At 53.8% G+C, this 15,649-nt stretch carries 15 protein-coding genes; 5 read left to right on the top strand and 10 right to left on the bottom strand.

What is annotated here, in order from left to right:
• Nucleotides 1–2: 2 nt before the first annotated feature.
• Both HVE01_RS03035 and HVE01_RS03030 read right to left on the bottom strand, forming a co-directional pair.
• Entirely contained in the window at nucleotides 3–635 is a 633-nt protein-coding gene (locus HVE01_RS03035; protein WP_125753004.1) for a thiol:disulfide interchange protein DsbA/DsbL, read from the bottom strand.
• 105 nt (nucleotides 636–740) lie between these two features.
• Nucleotides 741–1,370: a c-type cytochrome gene (locus HVE01_RS03030; protein WP_125753007.1), complete on the bottom strand. Its 630-nt coding sequence runs from the start codon at nucleotides 1,368–1,370 to the stop codon at nucleotides 741–743.
• A gap of 311 nt (nucleotides 1,371–1,681) precedes the next feature.
• On the opposite strand from HVE01_RS03030, the gene yihA reads away from it, so the two are divergent.
• The gene (yihA, locus tag HVE01_RS03025) at nucleotides 1,682–2,317 is read left to right on the top strand and encodes a ribosome biogenesis GTP-binding protein YihA/YsxC (RefSeq protein WP_125753011.1); all 636 of its coding nucleotides are present in this window, start codon (nucleotides 1,682–1,684) and stop codon (nucleotides 2,315–2,317) included.
• An 84-nt stretch (nucleotides 2,318–2,401) separates the two neighbouring features.
• Here yihA and HVE01_RS03020 read toward each other — a convergent pair whose 3' ends face one another.
• From HVE01_RS03020 to HVE01_RS02985, 8 genes are all read right to left on the bottom strand, one after another.
• A complete protein-coding gene (locus tag HVE01_RS03020) occupies nucleotides 2,402–3,139 on the bottom strand; it encodes an HAD family hydrolase (protein ID WP_146942293.1) in 738 nt (245 codons plus the stop codon).
• 2 nt (nucleotides 3,140–3,141) lie between these two features.
• Complete coding sequence (locus tag HVE01_RS03015; protein WP_146942291.1) at nucleotides 3,142–4,050, bottom strand: tyrosine recombinase XerC; 909 nt, start codon at nucleotides 4,048–4,050, stop codon at nucleotides 3,142–3,144.
• Nucleotides 4,043–4,753 (bottom strand): DUF484 family protein, encoded by a 711-nt coding sequence (locus HVE01_RS03010; RefSeq protein WP_125753020.1) that lies wholly within the window; start codon nucleotides 4,751–4,753, stop codon nucleotides 4,043–4,045. The genes HVE01_RS03015 and HVE01_RS03010 overlap by 8 nt, the downstream gene beginning before the upstream one ends.
• 16 nt (nucleotides 4,754–4,769) lie before the next feature.
• Nucleotides 4,770–5,603, bottom strand: coding sequence for a diaminopimelate epimerase (dapF, locus tag HVE01_RS03005; protein WP_125753023.1), 834 nt, complete (start codon nucleotides 5,601–5,603; stop codon nucleotides 4,770–4,772).
• Nucleotides 5,603–6,874 carry a diaminopimelate decarboxylase gene (gene lysA / locus HVE01_RS03000; RefSeq protein WP_146942289.1) on the bottom strand — a complete coding sequence of 424 codons (1,272 nt, stop codon included), beginning with the start codon at nucleotides 6,872–6,874 and terminating at the stop codon, nucleotides 5,603–5,605. Before lysA ends, dapF begins: the two co-directional genes overlap by 1 nt.
• A complete protein-coding gene (lptM, locus tag HVE01_RS02995) occupies nucleotides 6,874–7,005 on the bottom strand; it encodes an LPS translocon maturation chaperone LptM (RefSeq protein WP_125753029.1) in 132 nt (43 codons plus the stop codon). Before lptM ends, lysA begins: the two co-directional genes overlap by 1 nt.
• Nucleotides 7,002–8,405, bottom strand: coding sequence for an argininosuccinate lyase (gene argH / locus HVE01_RS02990; RefSeq protein ID WP_125753032.1), 1,404 nt, complete (start codon nucleotides 8,403–8,405; stop codon nucleotides 7,002–7,004). The genes lptM and argH overlap by 4 nt, the downstream gene beginning before the upstream one ends.
• Before the next feature lie 113 nt (nucleotides 8,406–8,518).
• Entirely contained in the window at nucleotides 8,519–10,969 is a 2,451-nt protein-coding gene (locus tag HVE01_RS02985) for a sensor domain-containing protein (protein ID WP_146942287.1), read from the bottom strand.
• Nucleotides 10,970–11,106: 137 nt separating this feature from the next.
• Here HVE01_RS02985 and hemC point away from each other — a divergent pair, with 137 nt between their 5' ends.
• From hemC to HVE01_RS02965, 4 genes are read left to right on the top strand one after another with little or no spacing between them, the layout of a single operon-like run.
• Nucleotides 11,107–12,051: a hydroxymethylbilane synthase gene (gene hemC, locus HVE01_RS02980; RefSeq protein ID WP_125753039.1), complete on the top strand. Its 945-nt coding sequence runs from the start codon at nucleotides 11,107–11,109 to the stop codon at nucleotides 12,049–12,051.
• On the top strand, nucleotides 12,048–12,827 hold the full coding sequence (locus HVE01_RS02975; protein ID WP_146942285.1) for a uroporphyrinogen-III synthase: 780 nt from the start codon (nucleotides 12,048–12,050) through the stop codon (nucleotides 12,825–12,827). The genes hemC and HVE01_RS02975 overlap by 4 nt, the downstream gene beginning before the upstream one ends.
• Before the next feature lie 16 nt (nucleotides 12,828–12,843).
• Entirely contained in the window at nucleotides 12,844–14,346 is a 1,503-nt protein-coding gene (locus HVE01_RS02970; RefSeq protein ID WP_186808795.1) for a uroporphyrinogen-III C-methyltransferase, read from the top strand.
• Nucleotides 14,343–15,608 carry a heme biosynthesis HemY N-terminal domain-containing protein gene (locus tag HVE01_RS02965; protein WP_120386041.1) on the top strand — a complete coding sequence of 422 codons (1,266 nt, stop codon included), beginning with the start codon at nucleotides 14,343–14,345 and terminating at the stop codon, nucleotides 15,606–15,608. Before HVE01_RS02970 ends, HVE01_RS02965 begins: the two co-directional genes overlap by 4 nt.
• Nucleotides 15,609–15,649: the final 41 nt, after the last annotated feature.

Genomic DNA, 15,649 nt, shown 5'->3' with positions numbered 1-15,649 from the left:
CGTTATTGTGCACGCTCGTTACGCACGCGCTCGACAAGCGCATCCGCAATTTGCGGCATATTTTCCAAGCTACCTGCTGTGCTTGGCGACACAACGTAGCGACCATCAACAATAAGCGCCGGCACGCCCATTAAGCGCATTTCACGCATGCGGCTGTTGGCTTTATTGACTTCGCTACGAACACCGAACGCTTTCAACGCCTGTTTGGCTTCTTCTTCACTTACACCATAATTGGAGAAAAACTCGGCGATTTCATCCTCATCTGTCAATGAGCGGCCATCTTCATGAATGGCCTCAAAGAAATCAGCGTGCAGTTCATCTTCGATACCCAGAGATTCTGCTGCATAAAACGCCGTCGCGTGGGTGTTCCAATCACCGCCCATGGTAGCTGGCATATGAACAACGCTAACGTCGTCTTCAAGCGTTTCGTACCACTCATTTACGGGTGTTTGTAGCCGGTAGCAATGCGGGCAGCCAAACCAAAACACCTCGGTCACTTCAATCTGCCCCTCTTCGACCTGTGTTTCCACTGGCGACTCAAGCAGCGTGTAGTGTTGACCCTCTACCAACTCCTGAGCACTTACTGCCGCAGATAAACCTAGGCCAACCATCGCGACCATTAACGTTTTCAACATAGCGAAAATTCTCCAAGAATGAGCGAGGCTATGACCGCAGGGCGTGCATAGAGGTTCCCCATCTCTTTAATTACCAGTGAGATAGGGTACCTTGATGAGCAGCGTCTAGTTCAAGCCTAAGAGGTAATTCGCCACGGCTTCCATGTCGTTATCACTCATTTTAGAAGCAATATCGCCCATGATGTTGTTCGGACTGTTAGCACGCTCGCCGGAAGCAAAGTCTTGCAATGTAGACACCATATACTCCGTGTGCTGGCCTGAAAGCGCTGGATATACCGCGCTGCCAATACCAACTCCAGTGGGTGTATGACAAGCACTGCAAGCAGGAATACCTTTGGACATATCCCCTACCCGGTACAGCTCTTCACCGCGCGCTAAAAACTCTGAGTCTTCATCGTTAGTTTGGCCAAGATTTGCGTTTTGGCCTGCAAAATGCGCCGCAACATCCCAAGCGTCTTGATCAGAGAATGCATCAACTTGTCCAGCCATGGTGGGAACCAAGCGGTTGCCGTCGCGAATATCCATGATTTGCTTGGCCAGATAGGACATCTGCTGCCCTGCCAGATTAGGGAAGGTACCCACTGCGCTGATACCTTGCTGACCATGACAGGCCGCACAGGTTTGAGCCAGTTCACGACCTGCCGCCGCATCCGCGTCAGCTTGGTGGTCGGTTTGAGCGTGTACGGTGCCAACGGCACCCATGGTAATTGCCAGGCTTGCCAGTAACTTTCTCATTGCTATTCCACTATGCCGTTTGATTATTGACTGGTACGCATCCCGGGCGCTGCCCAGGCTCAGCACTTTACCAGGGTCAGCTCCGCCAAAACGAACAACATGCCGTGTTGGTCGCTGCTGGCTAGAGCGCAATGGTACACTAGCGCCCCAGGTCGCAGTTATAAATCGCTTGCATTATAACGAATCACCCTAGCGGCGGGAATGCAAGTCCAGGTCTGCTTTTAGGGTAATTCGTCGCGGTACCGTCATTTACTCACGTTAACGTGGTGAAACGGGCCGTCTTATACGTCTGTTTTTTCAGGATTAACACCATGTCTACTGCTAATGATCACCCTGTCGTTCGACTGAACTACCCCACAGCGCATTTTATGATTAGCGCACCAACGCTGGCTCTGTGCCCAGACGATACCGGCGCAGAAGTCGCGTTTGCCGGGCGCTCAAATGCGGGTAAATCAAGCGCAATTAACGCACTGACTCAACAAAAGGCGTTAGCCCGCACCTCGCGCACGCCAGGCCGCACTCAGTTGATCAATTTTTTCAGCCTCATGAACGACGAATCGCGTCGCTTAGTCGACTTGCCCGGCTACGGCTACGCCAAAGTGCCTGAAGCGGTAAAACTAGAGTGGCAACAGCACCTGTCTGACTATCTACGTGGCCGCTTCAGCCTACGTGGCCTTGTACTGCTAATGGACGTGCGCCACCCGTTAACCGAGTTCGACCAAATGATGCTCGACTATGCAGACAAGCGCGAAATGCCGGTGCATATTCTGCTTACCAAGTCCGATAAATTAAAAAAAGGCCCTGCTAGTGCCGCGCTGCAAAAAGTCCGTTCTCGTCTTAAAGAGTGGGAAGACTTGGTCTCCGTTCAGCTTTTCTCATCGCTCAAGCGCGACGGTGTAGATACGCTTTCTCAAAAGCTCGACCAGTGGCTACATACCCCCGAGTAAACCAAGCTTTGCCGAACAAGCCAAGCTTTCTCCATAAACGGAATCTTGCCAAACAAACCCAGTCTTCTTAAACAAGCCGCTTTTTCACGAGCGTCGCTCCAACCACTCGATCAGCTCGGGCAATTCTTTCACGTGGGCAATGCGGTGGGTGCGTGCTGGCAAGGTCTGATCGCCTTGCGCGGCGATCCACACGGCATGCATGCCCAACTGCTGTGCAGGTAGTATGTCCTCTTGCCAGGAATCACCTACATGCATAGCGCGGTGCGGCACAACATTAAGACGCTCCAGAGCGGTGAGAAATGGCTTGGGGTCTGGTTTTGGGGCCAGTAATTCACCCGCTGCAATCGCGACTGGAAAGTACGCCGCTAACGGCTGACGTTTAAGGTGAATATTGCCATTAGTAATAGCAGCTAGCTGGTAACGTTCGCTCAACGCAGATAAGAGTCCCGCGGCTTCGGGATGCGGCGTTACCTGTACCCGCAAGCGATGAAACTCATTCATAGCAGCGGCAGCCCATAGCAACGCACTGCTGCGTGTTAAGCCTTGGGCTTCCAGCTGGGCTTCTAACGCCCGCAGACGCAGCCAAGTAAAGTCGCCACGCCGTTCTGGCACCCGCTTGGCCCACGCTTGGCGACGCTCCAAATAGTCGACTAGCCCCTGCTGGTAACTTAGCGTTAATGGGCTTTCATGGCGAGCTTTGCGCCATGCCGCCAGCGCATCAATTAACCAACGATAGTGGCCCTCTTCCGTTTTTAGCATCACGCCTTGGTTGTCCCATAGCGTATCGTCAAGATCAAACGTAATCGCTTGCAGAGAAGCCATGGTTAACTCCGTGTCGTGCGGCGTTTTGCGCGAGGGTGAGCGGCATCGTAGCTTTCAGCCAAGTGCTGCCAATCGAGGCGAGTGTAGACTTGGGTCGTCGACAAATTAGCGTGACCCAGCAATTCCTGAACCGCGCGCAGATCTTGACTGGATTCCAGCAAATGACTTGCGAACGAGTGACGCAGACGGTGGGGGTGAAGGTGTTCAGGCAAACCACGCACAACAGCAAGCTGTGCCAAGCGCTTTTGAATACCGCGATGCCCCAGACGTTGGCCACGCTGACCGACAAATAATGCCATTTCACCCGTTGCCGCTAGCTCAGGCCGACACGACAACCACGCATTGATGGCTAGATCCGCTCGCTGGCCAACGGGCACTTGCCGAGGCTTACTGCCCTTCCCCATCACCCGCACATGCTGAGCATTTAAGTTATCTAAATCCAGCGCAGCAAGCTCCGCTAGGCGTAGACCACTGGAGTAAAACAACTCCAGCATGGCTTGGTCACGTATTGCCAGCGGTGTGCCGTCGTGCGGCGTGTCTAAAAAGCGTGAGAGCGCATCCACATCAAGCGGTCTGGGCAAGTGGCTTGGTTGCTTTGGCGTGCGCAGTAGCCCCACCGGATTGTCGGCAAGCATGTGATGTTGCACAAGATAGTCAGCAAAGCGTGATAGCGCAGCGCGGCGGCGAGCCAAACTTCTCGGCGCGAGGCCGCGACTGCGCTCCGCCCCCAAAAAGGCGCGTAGAAATGTGGTATCTAACGCCGTCGCCTCGGTGATGCCACGCTGCTCAGAAAAACGCTGCAGGGCGGTTAAATCCTGGCGATACGCAGCCACCGTGGCAGGGCTTGCATGGGTAGCAAGCTTACGTAAATACGCCTCAATCTGCGTCGTTAATAAGCTTGGGCTATCCATGGTGTTCTAAGCGCAGCAGTAGCCGTGCCACGATATCGCTCAGGTATTCTGTAAACAGCGTATCCATACTGGCGCGGTAGCAGTCAGGATCAGGGCTTGCGAGCAGCAAGTATCCCAGCTGTTCGCCCGCCGAAAGGCGCGAAATGGCGCAGGAGCCCGCCCGTCGGGGGGCCTTAGTATGCGGCAGCAAGCATTTCCAGTCGCTAACGCTGAGCTTGGCACAACGGCTGGTACGCCCATCTAACAGCGCAGCCAAACGAGCGCTGGCATGCTGATCCAATACATGGCGTGGTGGCTGGGGCGGCGTTGGCTCCTCGTCACTTAATGAGGATGGGCACCATAGTGCCATTGCCGGCGTTTGAAAGTGCTCGCTTAACTGAATAGCGAGCGCTTGGGCTAAGGCATCACGGTCTTCTGCTCCCACCAGACTGAGCAGCGTCTCACGCAGTCGACGATACTGGGCTTCATTATGTCGTGCTGTTTCTAGTAGATGCTCAAGCCGCCCCTCTGCTGTTTCAGCACGCTGACGTAAATCGATCACCAAACGCTCTAGCAACGATACCGCCCCATCAATGTGGGGGTGCGGTACCTTAAGCTGCTGCAGTAAGCCTTCGCGGCCAACAAAAAAATCGGGGTGACGGGCCAGCCAAAACGCCACTTGATCTGGGTCGAGCGTTTTGCGCGGCTCGGGGGCTTGAGACATCGCCGTTCTCCTCGAATTAGTTGAGTGTGACACGACCGTCGAAGACGCGTGTAGCAGGGCCCACCATCACCAACGACGCTTCGGGGTCAGGCCACTCAATGCTTAACTGACCACCCGGTAAGTGAACGGTGACGGGGCTTTTCAACACCCCTTGGCGAATACCACTCGCCACAGCGGCACAGGCGCCGGTGCCGCAAGCCAGCGTCTCGCCGCTGCCACGCTCATACACCCGCAGGCGAATCTCACTGGGCGATACAACCTGCATAAACCCCACATTCACCCGCTTCGGAAAGCGGGGGTGAGACTCAAGTAACGGGCCAAGATGCTCGACCGGTGCACTATCAACACTTTCCACCTGCAGCACGGCATGAGGATTGCCCATAGAGACAACCCCCAGTTCCAGCGTATCACCGTCGACCTCGACAGTGTGTAAGGGTTGGTCCCCCGGTGCCTCAAACGGCAACGTGGCGGGATTAAAACGCGGCCTCCCCATGTCAACACGCACCATACCATCGTGCTGAACATTGAGTAGCAGTGGCCCACCGGCCGTTTCCACATGAATTTCATGCTTATGGGTTAGGCGCTGATCGCGAACAAAACGTGCAAAGCAGCGCGCGCCATTGCCACAATTTTCAACTTCGCTGCCATCCGCATTAAAAATACGGTAGCGAAAGTCCATCTCTGGATCCCGGGGCGGCTCAACCACTAATAATTGGTCGAAGCCGATGCCAAAGCGCCGGTCTGCTAACTGACGAATCTGCTCATCACGCAGGCGCGCTCGCTGAGTGACCAGATCCACCACCATAAAATCATTACCCAGACCATGCATTTTGGTGAAGTGCAACAGCATCAGTGCTCCCCTTCCGGCAGCAGAGCTTCACCGGCCCACAGGCTCTCCAGGCTTTCCCGAGCGCGAACTACATAATAGCTACTGCCATCGACCATTACTTCCGGGGGCCGCGGGCGGCTGTTGTAGTTCGAGGCCATCACAAAGCCGTAAGCACCGGCTGATCGAACGGCCAGTAAATCGCCCTCAGCAATTGCCAGATCGCGCTCTTTACCAAGGAAATCACCGGTTTCACATACAGGACCTACCACATCATAGACTGCACGCTCACGCTGCTGGCGGGTATCCACCGGCACAATCGCCTGCCATGCCTGGTACAACGCAGGGCGTATCAGGTCATTCATGGCGGCATCAACAATCGCAAAGTTTTTGGTTTCGCCGGGCTTTAAGAACTCTACCCGGGTCAGCATTAAGCCTGCGTTAGCGGCAATAGAGCGGCCCGGTTCAAATAGCAACGTAAGCGCTTCACCGCCCTCCCAGCGAGAAAGGCGTGCCAGCAGTTGGCTCGCATAATCAAACGGCTGAGGTGGCTTTTCATCACGATAAGGGACACCTAGCCCGCCGCCTAAATCCAAATGGTCAATCTCGATGCCGCGCTCACGCAGCCGCTCCATCAACATTAGCAGCCGCTCAAGAGCATCTAAAAAGGGGGCTGTTTCCGTGAGCTGAGAGCCAATATGGCAGTCTAGCCCGGTGACGCGCAAATTGGGTAAGCTGGCGGCCAGCGTGTAAACATCCAGCGCTTCATCGACTGGAATACCGAACTTGTTGTCTTTCAGCCCAGTAGAAATATAGGGATGAGTGCCAGCATCCACGTCTGGATTTACTCGCAGCGATACCGGTGCCACCTTGCCCAGTTCCGCCGCAACAGCGTTTAATCGCTCAAGCTCGGGGCGGGATTCAACATTGAAGCACTTAATGCCCACTTCTAGCGCCCGGGCCATTTCATGGGGCTGCTTGGCAACGCCTGAAAACACGACTTTTTGCGGATCACCACCCGCTTTCAGCACGCGCTCGAGTTCACCAATCGAAACAATATCAAACCCAGCACCCAACCGAGCAAGCAAACCCAACACGGCCAAATTAGAGTTCGCCTTCACCGCATAACAAATTAAATGGGGGTGGCCACCCAAGGCTTCGGTATAAGCACGAAAATGGCGTTCTAACGTCGCTTTCGAATAAACATAACAGGGCGTGCCTAGTTCAGCGGCAACCTGGGTAAGCGGCACGTCTTCGGCATAAAGCACGCCATCGCGGTAGTTAAAGTGATCCATTACCCCTCCTGCTCGGCAGCCGAACCTTGGGTGTTTTCATCAGGTAAATAGAGCGGCCCTTTCTGGCCGCAACCCACTAATAGCAGTGCAATCATCAGCAACGCACTTAAGGTGGTAACACAGCGTTTCATGCATCACCTTTAAGCGCGGCTAACGCCTCGCGGGCACGGCTGGCAGCGGCGCGCACTTGGTCAGGCGCGGTGCCTCCGATATGGTTACGGGCGGCCACGGAGCCTTCTAACGTAAGCACCTCAAACACATCCTGCTCGATCGTAGCAGAGAACTGTTGCAGCTCTTCAAGGGTCATTTCAGACAGGTCTTTCTTAGTCTTCAAACCATAAGCCACTGATTGACCGACAATTTCATGGGCATCGCGGAAGGCGACTCCCTTGCGAACCAAGTAATCAGCAAGGTCCGTGGCGGTTGAGAATCCACGCCGTGCGGCTTCATACATGCTGTCTTTTTTCGGCTCGATCGCAGGCACCATGTCAGCAAAGGCTTTTAAGCAGTCGCGCACGGTATCAACGGCATCAAACAGCGGCTCTTTGTCTTCCTGGTTGTCTTTGTTGTAGGCCAGGGGCTGAGACTTCATCAGCGTTAACAGCGCCATTAAATGACCATACACGCGGCCCGTTTTACCGCGAACCAGTTCGGGAACATCGGGATTTTTCTTCTGCGGCATAATCGAAGAACCGGTGCAGAAGCGGTCAGGCAGGTCGATAAAGTTAAACTGGGCGCTGGTCCATAGCACCAGCTCTTCACTCATCCGCGATAGATGCATGAGTAGAATGCTGGCAAAGCTGGTGAATTCGATAGCGAAGTCACGATCAGAGACGGCGTCTAGCGAGTTCTCTGCCGGACGCTCAAAACCGAGTAATTCGGCAGTGACATGGCGATCAATGGGGTACGTGGTGCCCGCTAGCGCCGCAGCACCAAGAGGCATCACATTGACGCGTTTGCGGCAGTCCAATAAGCGCTCGTGGTCACGGGTTAACATCTCTTGCCATGCCAATAGATGGTGGCCAAAGGTCACCGGCTGCGCCGTTTGCAAATGAGTGAAGCCGGGCATAATGGTATCGGCCTCACGGTCAGCAAGCTCAATCATGCCTTCGCGCAGACGCACCAACTCCGCTTCGATCACATCGATCTCATCACGCATGAACAAACGGATATCGGTCGCTACTTGGTCGTTACGTGAGCGGCCGGTGTGCAATTTTTTGCCAGTGATACCAATTTTGTCGGTCAACCGTGCTTCGATATTCATGTGCACATCTTCAAGCGGGACCGACCAGTTAAACTCGCCTCGCTCGATTTCACCTTGAATCTCGGTGAGACCATTGATAATGGTGTCACGCTCCTCATCGGTCAGTACTCCGACCCGCGCTAGCATGGTGGCATGGGCAATCGAGCCCTGAATATCCTGGCGCGCTAGGCGTTGGTCGAAAGTCACGGACGCGGTGAAGCGTGCGACAAAAGCATCGGTGGGCTCGCTAAAGCGACCGCCCCAAGACTGGTTCGTAGCTTGGCTCATCGGAGGCATATCCTGCTGACAAAACTGAAGGAGTCGTTAAAAACTAAAGTCATCGTTATCAGAAAGTGTACCAGAGTCGCTGCACTCAGCGGCATGCCGTTTATCGTCGTTTTTCATGTCGGCGAGGGTTCAGCGTCACTAAACGGATAAGGAGATTCATCTAATAAGGTGCGTATCGCTGAAAATGGCATCGGGCGAGCAAAGTGAAAGCCCTGAAAATGCGTGCTATGACGTGCGTTGAGATATGCATACTGCTCTGCCGTCTCTACGCCTTCGATTAATACCTCAAGGCCAAGTTTGGCCGCCATGGTTACCACACCGTCTACAATCGCAGCATCCCGGGTGTCGTTGACCACGTCTCGCACAAATGATCGATCAATTTTAAGCTTGTTAATCGGCAAGTGTTTGAGATAACTAAGGCTTGAAAAGCCGGTTCCGAAATCATCTAGCGCAATATGCACCCCCAGCGAGCGCAAATCCTGCAATGTTTGTATGACGTGTTCCGTACTGTCCATCAGTACGCCTTCGGTAAGTTCTAATTCTAATAACTCAGGTGGCAAACCTGTCTGCTCAAGCACCCGTTCAATAGATAACAAAAACCCCGCGCGCTGAAACTGCATGGGCGAAATATTAACCGCCATGGCAATGGGCACAGTTGCGCTCGCATTCAATCTGACAGCATCACGACACGCTTTCTCCAACACCCACTCACTGATCGGCATAATCTGTCCGGTATCTTCTGCCAAACTAATAAACTGGCTAGGAGCAATATTGCCACGCTCAGGGTGATACCAGCGAATCAGCGCCTCTACGCCCGAAACTCGACCAGTGGCGCCATGTATTTGCGGTTGGTAATACAGCTCAAATTGCGACTGTTCTATGGCTTGTTGCAACGCATGACGCAAATTCACCCGTTCGGAAACTTTACGGTTTAGCTCATCGGTGTACCACTGATAGGTATTACGCCCTTGTCGTTTGGCTTTATACATTGCCAGATCCGCCTGTTGTATAAGCTGACGTGGCTCGCTAATCGTTCCATCATCAGTGGCAATCCCTATACTGGCAGTCATACGCAGCTCGCTGCCTCGATACCAGTAAGGTGCGGAGAGACGAGCAAGAAGTCGCTCAACGACCTGCATGACATCTTTTTCATGGGCTAAATCAGGCAATAGAACGATAAACTCGTCTCCCCCAAAACGCGCCACGGTATCCCAAGGGCGTAGCTCTTCTTCAAGGCGTTTGGCAACCTCAATTAAAATATAGTCGCCTACCTCGTGGCCAAGCGTGTCATTAATCGGTTTAAAATCATCCAAATCAACGAATAGCACAGCTATATAGCGATGATAGCGCTTGGCCAGCAGGCAGCCCTGAGCCAGTCGCTGGTCAAGCAACAAGCGATTGGGCAAGCCTGTTAATGCATCGTGGCAAGCATTATGTCGAAGCTGCGCTTGATATTCGCGTTGGGCGGTAATGTCATTCTGCACACCGATAAAGTGTGTCACAGCATCTGCAGTATCGCGCACGGGAGAAATATATAAATCATTCCAAAATGGCACCCCGTTACGACGGTAATTGCGTATCACAACATGCACTTCTTGCTGCGCATGAACCCCTCTATGCAACCTATCCAGTGTAGCGGGATCCGTCTCTTCGCCCTGCAGAAAGCGGCAGTTTTGTCCTAGCACTGCATCACGGGAGTAGCCGGTAATTCGCTCAAATGCCGCATTCACATAAACTATTGGCAAATCATGCTGCTGCGCATCAACGATGATGACGCCATTGATACTTGATTCAACGCTCCTCTCGAGCAGTGTGAGCTGTCGTTCCGTCGCTTTTCGCTCAGTGATATCTTGGGTAGATCCCTGAACTTGCACAACTTGCCCCTGCTCGTCTCGTACGGCTTTTCCAATCACTCTTACCCAACGCCTTACTGCTTGCCGGGTAATGATTTCTAGCTCTTCATCAAAACTGATTCCGTGTTCGCAACAGGCTTCAAAAACCTCACGGATACGTGGCCGGAAGCTCGGCGCGTAGAAGTCAATTGCTTCCTCAACAGTAGGTTGAAACCCAGGCGAAACGCCATGCAGACGGCACACCTCGTTCGACCAAATAGGTAGTTTTTCAGACATATCGACATACCAGCCGCCAATCAGGGCGGTCTCGCCAGCTATTTGGAAGAGCCTCTGATTACGGATGAGCTGTTTCTCAATGACTTTTCGTCGCGAAATATCGCGAGCAACCAGGTAAATGACACTTTCTCCCGCTGCCGCGGTAACTTCCAACCAGACCACCTGCCCTTCGGCCGTCAGGGCTCGAACATCAAACGGAGACACTCTCTTTTGAGTTTGGAGACACGCCAACGCTTGCTCGAAAAGCGGAATATCGCGACGGTCCATTACTTGGCGACATGACTTGCCTATCCATGCGCTAGCGGGATAGCCCAGCAAGGTTTCAAACATGGGATTGACGTTAAGTAAAATGCCAGCAAAATCAACAATGAAGAATAAATCTTGCGATAACAAAAAAAACTGGTCTAACTTGCCTTGAGAATTAGCAAGGGGCATGGCATTACCTAAATATGTGGATTGCCTGACAACGCTGGCCTTAAATTCAGCCGGTTATTTTTACTGTGTGGCTGGGTGCTTTATGATGAGACTTATCATAGTTCGTCGCGACCTGTCAGCGACAAAGGGAGAACCACGTGTCATCCATCACTAAACTGCGCATTGCCACGCGTAAAAGCCAGCTTGCTATGTGGCAAGCCGAGCACGTCCGCGACCGCTTGATGGCGGCACACAGCGGCCTGGAAGTCGAACTTATTGCGCTCTCCACTAAGGGCGATAAAATTCTCGACACACCGCTTTCCAAGATTGGCGGTAAAGGGCTCTTTGTAAAAGAGCTAGAAGATGCCATGCTGGATGGGCGTGCAGATATCGCCGTTCATTCAATGAAAGACGTTCCTATGCACTTTCCCGAAGGGCTCGGTCTTTCTGTCATTTTGGAAGGCGCCGATCCGACCGATGCGTTTGTTTCTAACCACTATACCAGCATCGACGAGCTACCAAAGAGCGCTCGTATCGGTACCGCTAGTCTGCGTCGCGGCTTGCAAATACGTGAAGCGCGCCCTGATCTGCAGATTCTTAATCTACGCGGAAACGTACAGACTCGCTTAGCCAAGTTAGATGCGGGCGAATTTGATGCCATTATTCTCGCCACCTCAGGCTTGAAACGCCTAGGCCTCGATGAGCGAATTGCCCAAGCACTGCCGCCTGAAATATGCCTTCCTGCCTGTGGCCAAGGGGCACTTGGTATCGAATGCCGTCTCCATGACCCCGAGCTAATTGGCTTATTAGCTCCGCTAGATGACCCCGACACCGCCACCCGTGTGCGTGCCGAACGCGCCATGAACACCCGTCTGGAAGGCGGTTGCCAAGTGCCTATCGCAGGCCATGCCGTGCTTGATAAGGCCGGTGATACGATTTGGCTGCGCGGCCTGGTTGGCAACCCAGAAGGCACGGAGGTTCTGCGTGCCGAGGGCAGTGGTTCCATTCATGAGCCCGAAGCCCTAGGTATCCGAATCGCCGAGGAGCTGCTGGATCAAGGGGCAGGCGATATATTAGCCGAGGTGTATGGCCGCAACGTATGAGTCAACCGGTACTGATCTGCCGCCCCGGTGAGCGGGGTGAAGCCCTAGCAGACTCGCTGCGTGCTGAGGGGATGCCTGTAGAGCACCTCAATGTTATGCGCTTAGAGCCGCTGCCCGAGGACCACGTTCAACGTAGCGTGTGGTTAGATATTGATCAGTACCATAAAATAGTGGTGGTCAGCCCCTTTGCCGCTTACTGTTTAAGCGAGGCGCTCGATCGCTATTGGCCACAGCTGCCTGTGGGCATTGATTACTATAGCGTAGGCCGTGCGACGGCAAGCATGCTCTATGAGCAACTGGGTGTGCGTGTCCATATTCCTTCGCCTGACTACGGAGAAGACACGAGCGAGGCGCTGTTGTCACTTGCCTCACTCAAAACGCTTACGCATCAGCGTATATTGCTAGTGGCTGGTGAAGGTGGTCGCTCATTATTAGCCGATACATTGAGCGCACGTGGGGCCAACGTGACCCGCATCGCCGTGTATCGACGTGTATATCAAGCGCCAACGCCTGCCCTGCAACAACGTCTATTAACCGGCGATTATCGAGCGTTAATCGCTACCAGCGGCGAACTGCTTCAACATCTGGCAAGATGGTGTGAACAAGCAGCGTTGAACCAACCGCTAATCGTTTCCAGTCACCGTTTAGCTAAACTGGCCGGTAAACTGGGTTTTCGTGACCTCAAGGTGGCGTCGGGAGCAACACCAGCTGCACTGGCAGCGGCGTTGGGTCGGTCCTGCAACCCGAAGGGTGCCGATGTCGATCAAGGAACTTAATAAGGGCTAGCGACAGATGAGCAAACAACCAAATGATCAGGAAGGCGTACACAACGCGTCTGCCGATACAACTCAAAACGACGCTAAACCGGGCGACACCTCCGCGTCAGCCGCGTCGGGCGGCGAAACGTCAACAGCAGGCAATGCGGCATCATCCTCTTATGCCGCTAAAAACAGCCGCTCGCGTCGCCGTAATAAAGCGGGCTCTAGCGCGCCCAGTGCCAGCACCACCTCAGCGAACGTCACTAACGACCAAGCCTCGGCCAAACCAAGCGACGCTCCCCAGCAGGCAGCTGATACGAAATCCTCTGTAGACACGAAATCTTCTACAGATACCAAATCTTCTGCAGATACTAAGCCGTCAGCAGGCTCCAAGCAGACGGCAAGCACCAAGCCAACGAGCGGTGGTACTAACGCGTCGGACAATGCTGCGCATGTGCCGCCTTCCGCTAAGCATAGCGCCACTAACAGTGGCAGTGGTGGTGGCAAAGGCAGTGGTATCGCCATTGCGCTGGTGATTATCCTGGCCCTTGCCGTCGCGTTTGCTGCTTGGCAAGGCTGGCAGCGCTTGGATAATCAGCAGCAGCGTATAGACGAACTCGCCCAACTGACACAAAGCAGTGCCTCGCAACAGGCAGTTAGCAACCTAGCATCGCGTATTGAGAGCGGCGAAGCCGAGCGCACCCAAGCGCTGGATAGCACGATGAGCGAACTGCGTAGCGAGCTGGACAGCTACCGTGGCGAGGTCAACAGCACATTAGACAACGTGCTAGCTCAGCTTTCTCAAGAGCAGGAGACCGACGAGCGAGACTGGCTTCACGCTGAAGCCGCCTACCTGCTACGGTTAGCCAACCAGCGCCTGCAATTGGAAGGTGATGTTGAAGGTGCGGCCGCCCTGCTGCGCACCGCCGATGCTCGCCTGGTCGACGCCGACAACCCTGCATTAACGCCAGTACGTCGTGAAATTGCTAACGAACTTGCCGCTCTGGACGCCGTACCCCAGGTTGATCGCACGGGTATTTATCTTGCATTGAACGCTCAGCAAGAACGTATTGCTGGCCTACGCTTGTCACAAGAGATCGAAGAGCGCGCCGTTACCTCTAGCATTGAGCAGCCACCCACGGGCACCTTCCAACGTCAATTGGCTCGCTTTGGGGAAGAGCTAAAAGATCTTGTGGTCATTCGTCAGCACGACGAAGCGTTAGAAACACTGATTACACCCGAGCAAGAGTCCTATCTGCGTCAAAGCCTACGCCTGATTCTTGAACAGTCTCAACTGGCACTGCTTAAAGAAGAGCAAGCGCTTTTTGAGGCAAGCATCGATAAGGCACTGACGCTGCTCAACGGCTACTACGATACCGAACGAGAAGAGACTCAAAGCGTTATTGCTCGCCTGCAAGAACTGAAGCAAACCCAGGTGCAGCCTGAGTTACCAGACATCAGTGCTTCGCAACAGGCACTAGCGGGCTTTATTGAAAACCGCTTTGAGTCGCGTCGCCAAGGTGGAGGTGATGCATGAGAAAGCTAATCCTCTTAATTGTTGCCGGCTTAGCGGTCGGCGCACTGTTCGGGCACCTAATGATGTCGGTGCCAGGCTACTGGTTAATACGCGTTGGTGATACCTCGGTACAAACGTCATTCTGGTTCGGCTTGGTGCTGCTACTGGGTGCTTTCATCGTTTTGCACTTTGCATTACGCCTGCTCAGCGGCATTATTCGCCCAGTCGGGCGTTTTCGCACCTGGAATAGCCGTGCACGCAATCGTCGTGCCATGAAGCGCACCGTGCGTGGTCTGGTCGCGTTAACCGAAGGTCGTTGGAAAAAAGCCGAGAAAACGCTGGTGCGAGCGGCTGACGATTCCAGTACACCTCTTGTGAACTATCTTTCTGCGGCACTGGCGGCGCATTACCAGGGTCACCATGAAATGTCTCAGGAGCATTTGAATCAGGCTCAGCTCACTACCGAGGGAGCCGATACGGCAATTGGCCTGATGCAAGCTCAACTGATGATTGATCGTCAGCAGCCTGAAGAAGCGCTGGCCATTCTGAATCGTCTGGATAAAAAGCTGCCCAACCACCCGCAAGTCCTCAAGCTGCTTAAGCAAGTGCACCTAAGCGTTAACGATTGGGAAGGCTTACGCCAGTTAATACCCCGTTTGGCAGCGCAAAAGCTGATCACTCAGCAAGAGCGCGAGCAGCTGGAATTCAAAGCATACCGTGAATTGATTATTTTTGAGGCCAAAAACCCCACGAATATCGAGCGTGTACGCGGGCTATGGGCCGATATGCCGGACTATCTACGCGGCAATACCGAGCTAATCGTGCTCTATACCGAGGCGCTTTTACAGGCCAACGAAGAGCCTATTGCTGAACGCTTGCTTAATCACTCACTGGACAACCACTGGGATGCGCGCTTAGTAAAACGCTACGGTCTGCTCAACGTAGACGCTGCGCGCCAGTTAGCAAAAGCGGAAAAATGGCTGCAAGAACGCCCCAACGATCCCGAACTATTGCTGGCCTGTGGCCGCCTATCGCTGCGTACTGGTAAGTGGGAAAAAGCGCTGGAGTACTTTGAAGCCAGCCAACGTCAACGCCCCAGCGGTGAAGTATGCGCCGAGCTTGCTCGCCTCTATGCAAGCCTTGGCGAACACAACAAGAGCCAGCTCTACTACCGACATAGTGTCGATATGCTCGCTAAATCACTGCCCTCGCTTCCACAACCAAGCGATGCCAATGACAGCAAACAAAGTGAGCCCAAAAAAGACGCTAAACAAAGCGCTTAACGTCGTTAGCAAGCTGCTAATGAAAAGGGTGCCCATCATGG

Origin of the sequence: Vreelandella venusta, from assembly GCF_007989605.1 — a bacterium.
Classification (GTDB): domain Bacteria; phylum Pseudomonadota; class Gammaproteobacteria; order Pseudomonadales; family Halomonadaceae; genus Vreelandella; species Vreelandella venusta.
Note: the sequence above shows the minus strand (reverse complement) of the source record. Positions and strands in the feature narration are given on the sequence as shown.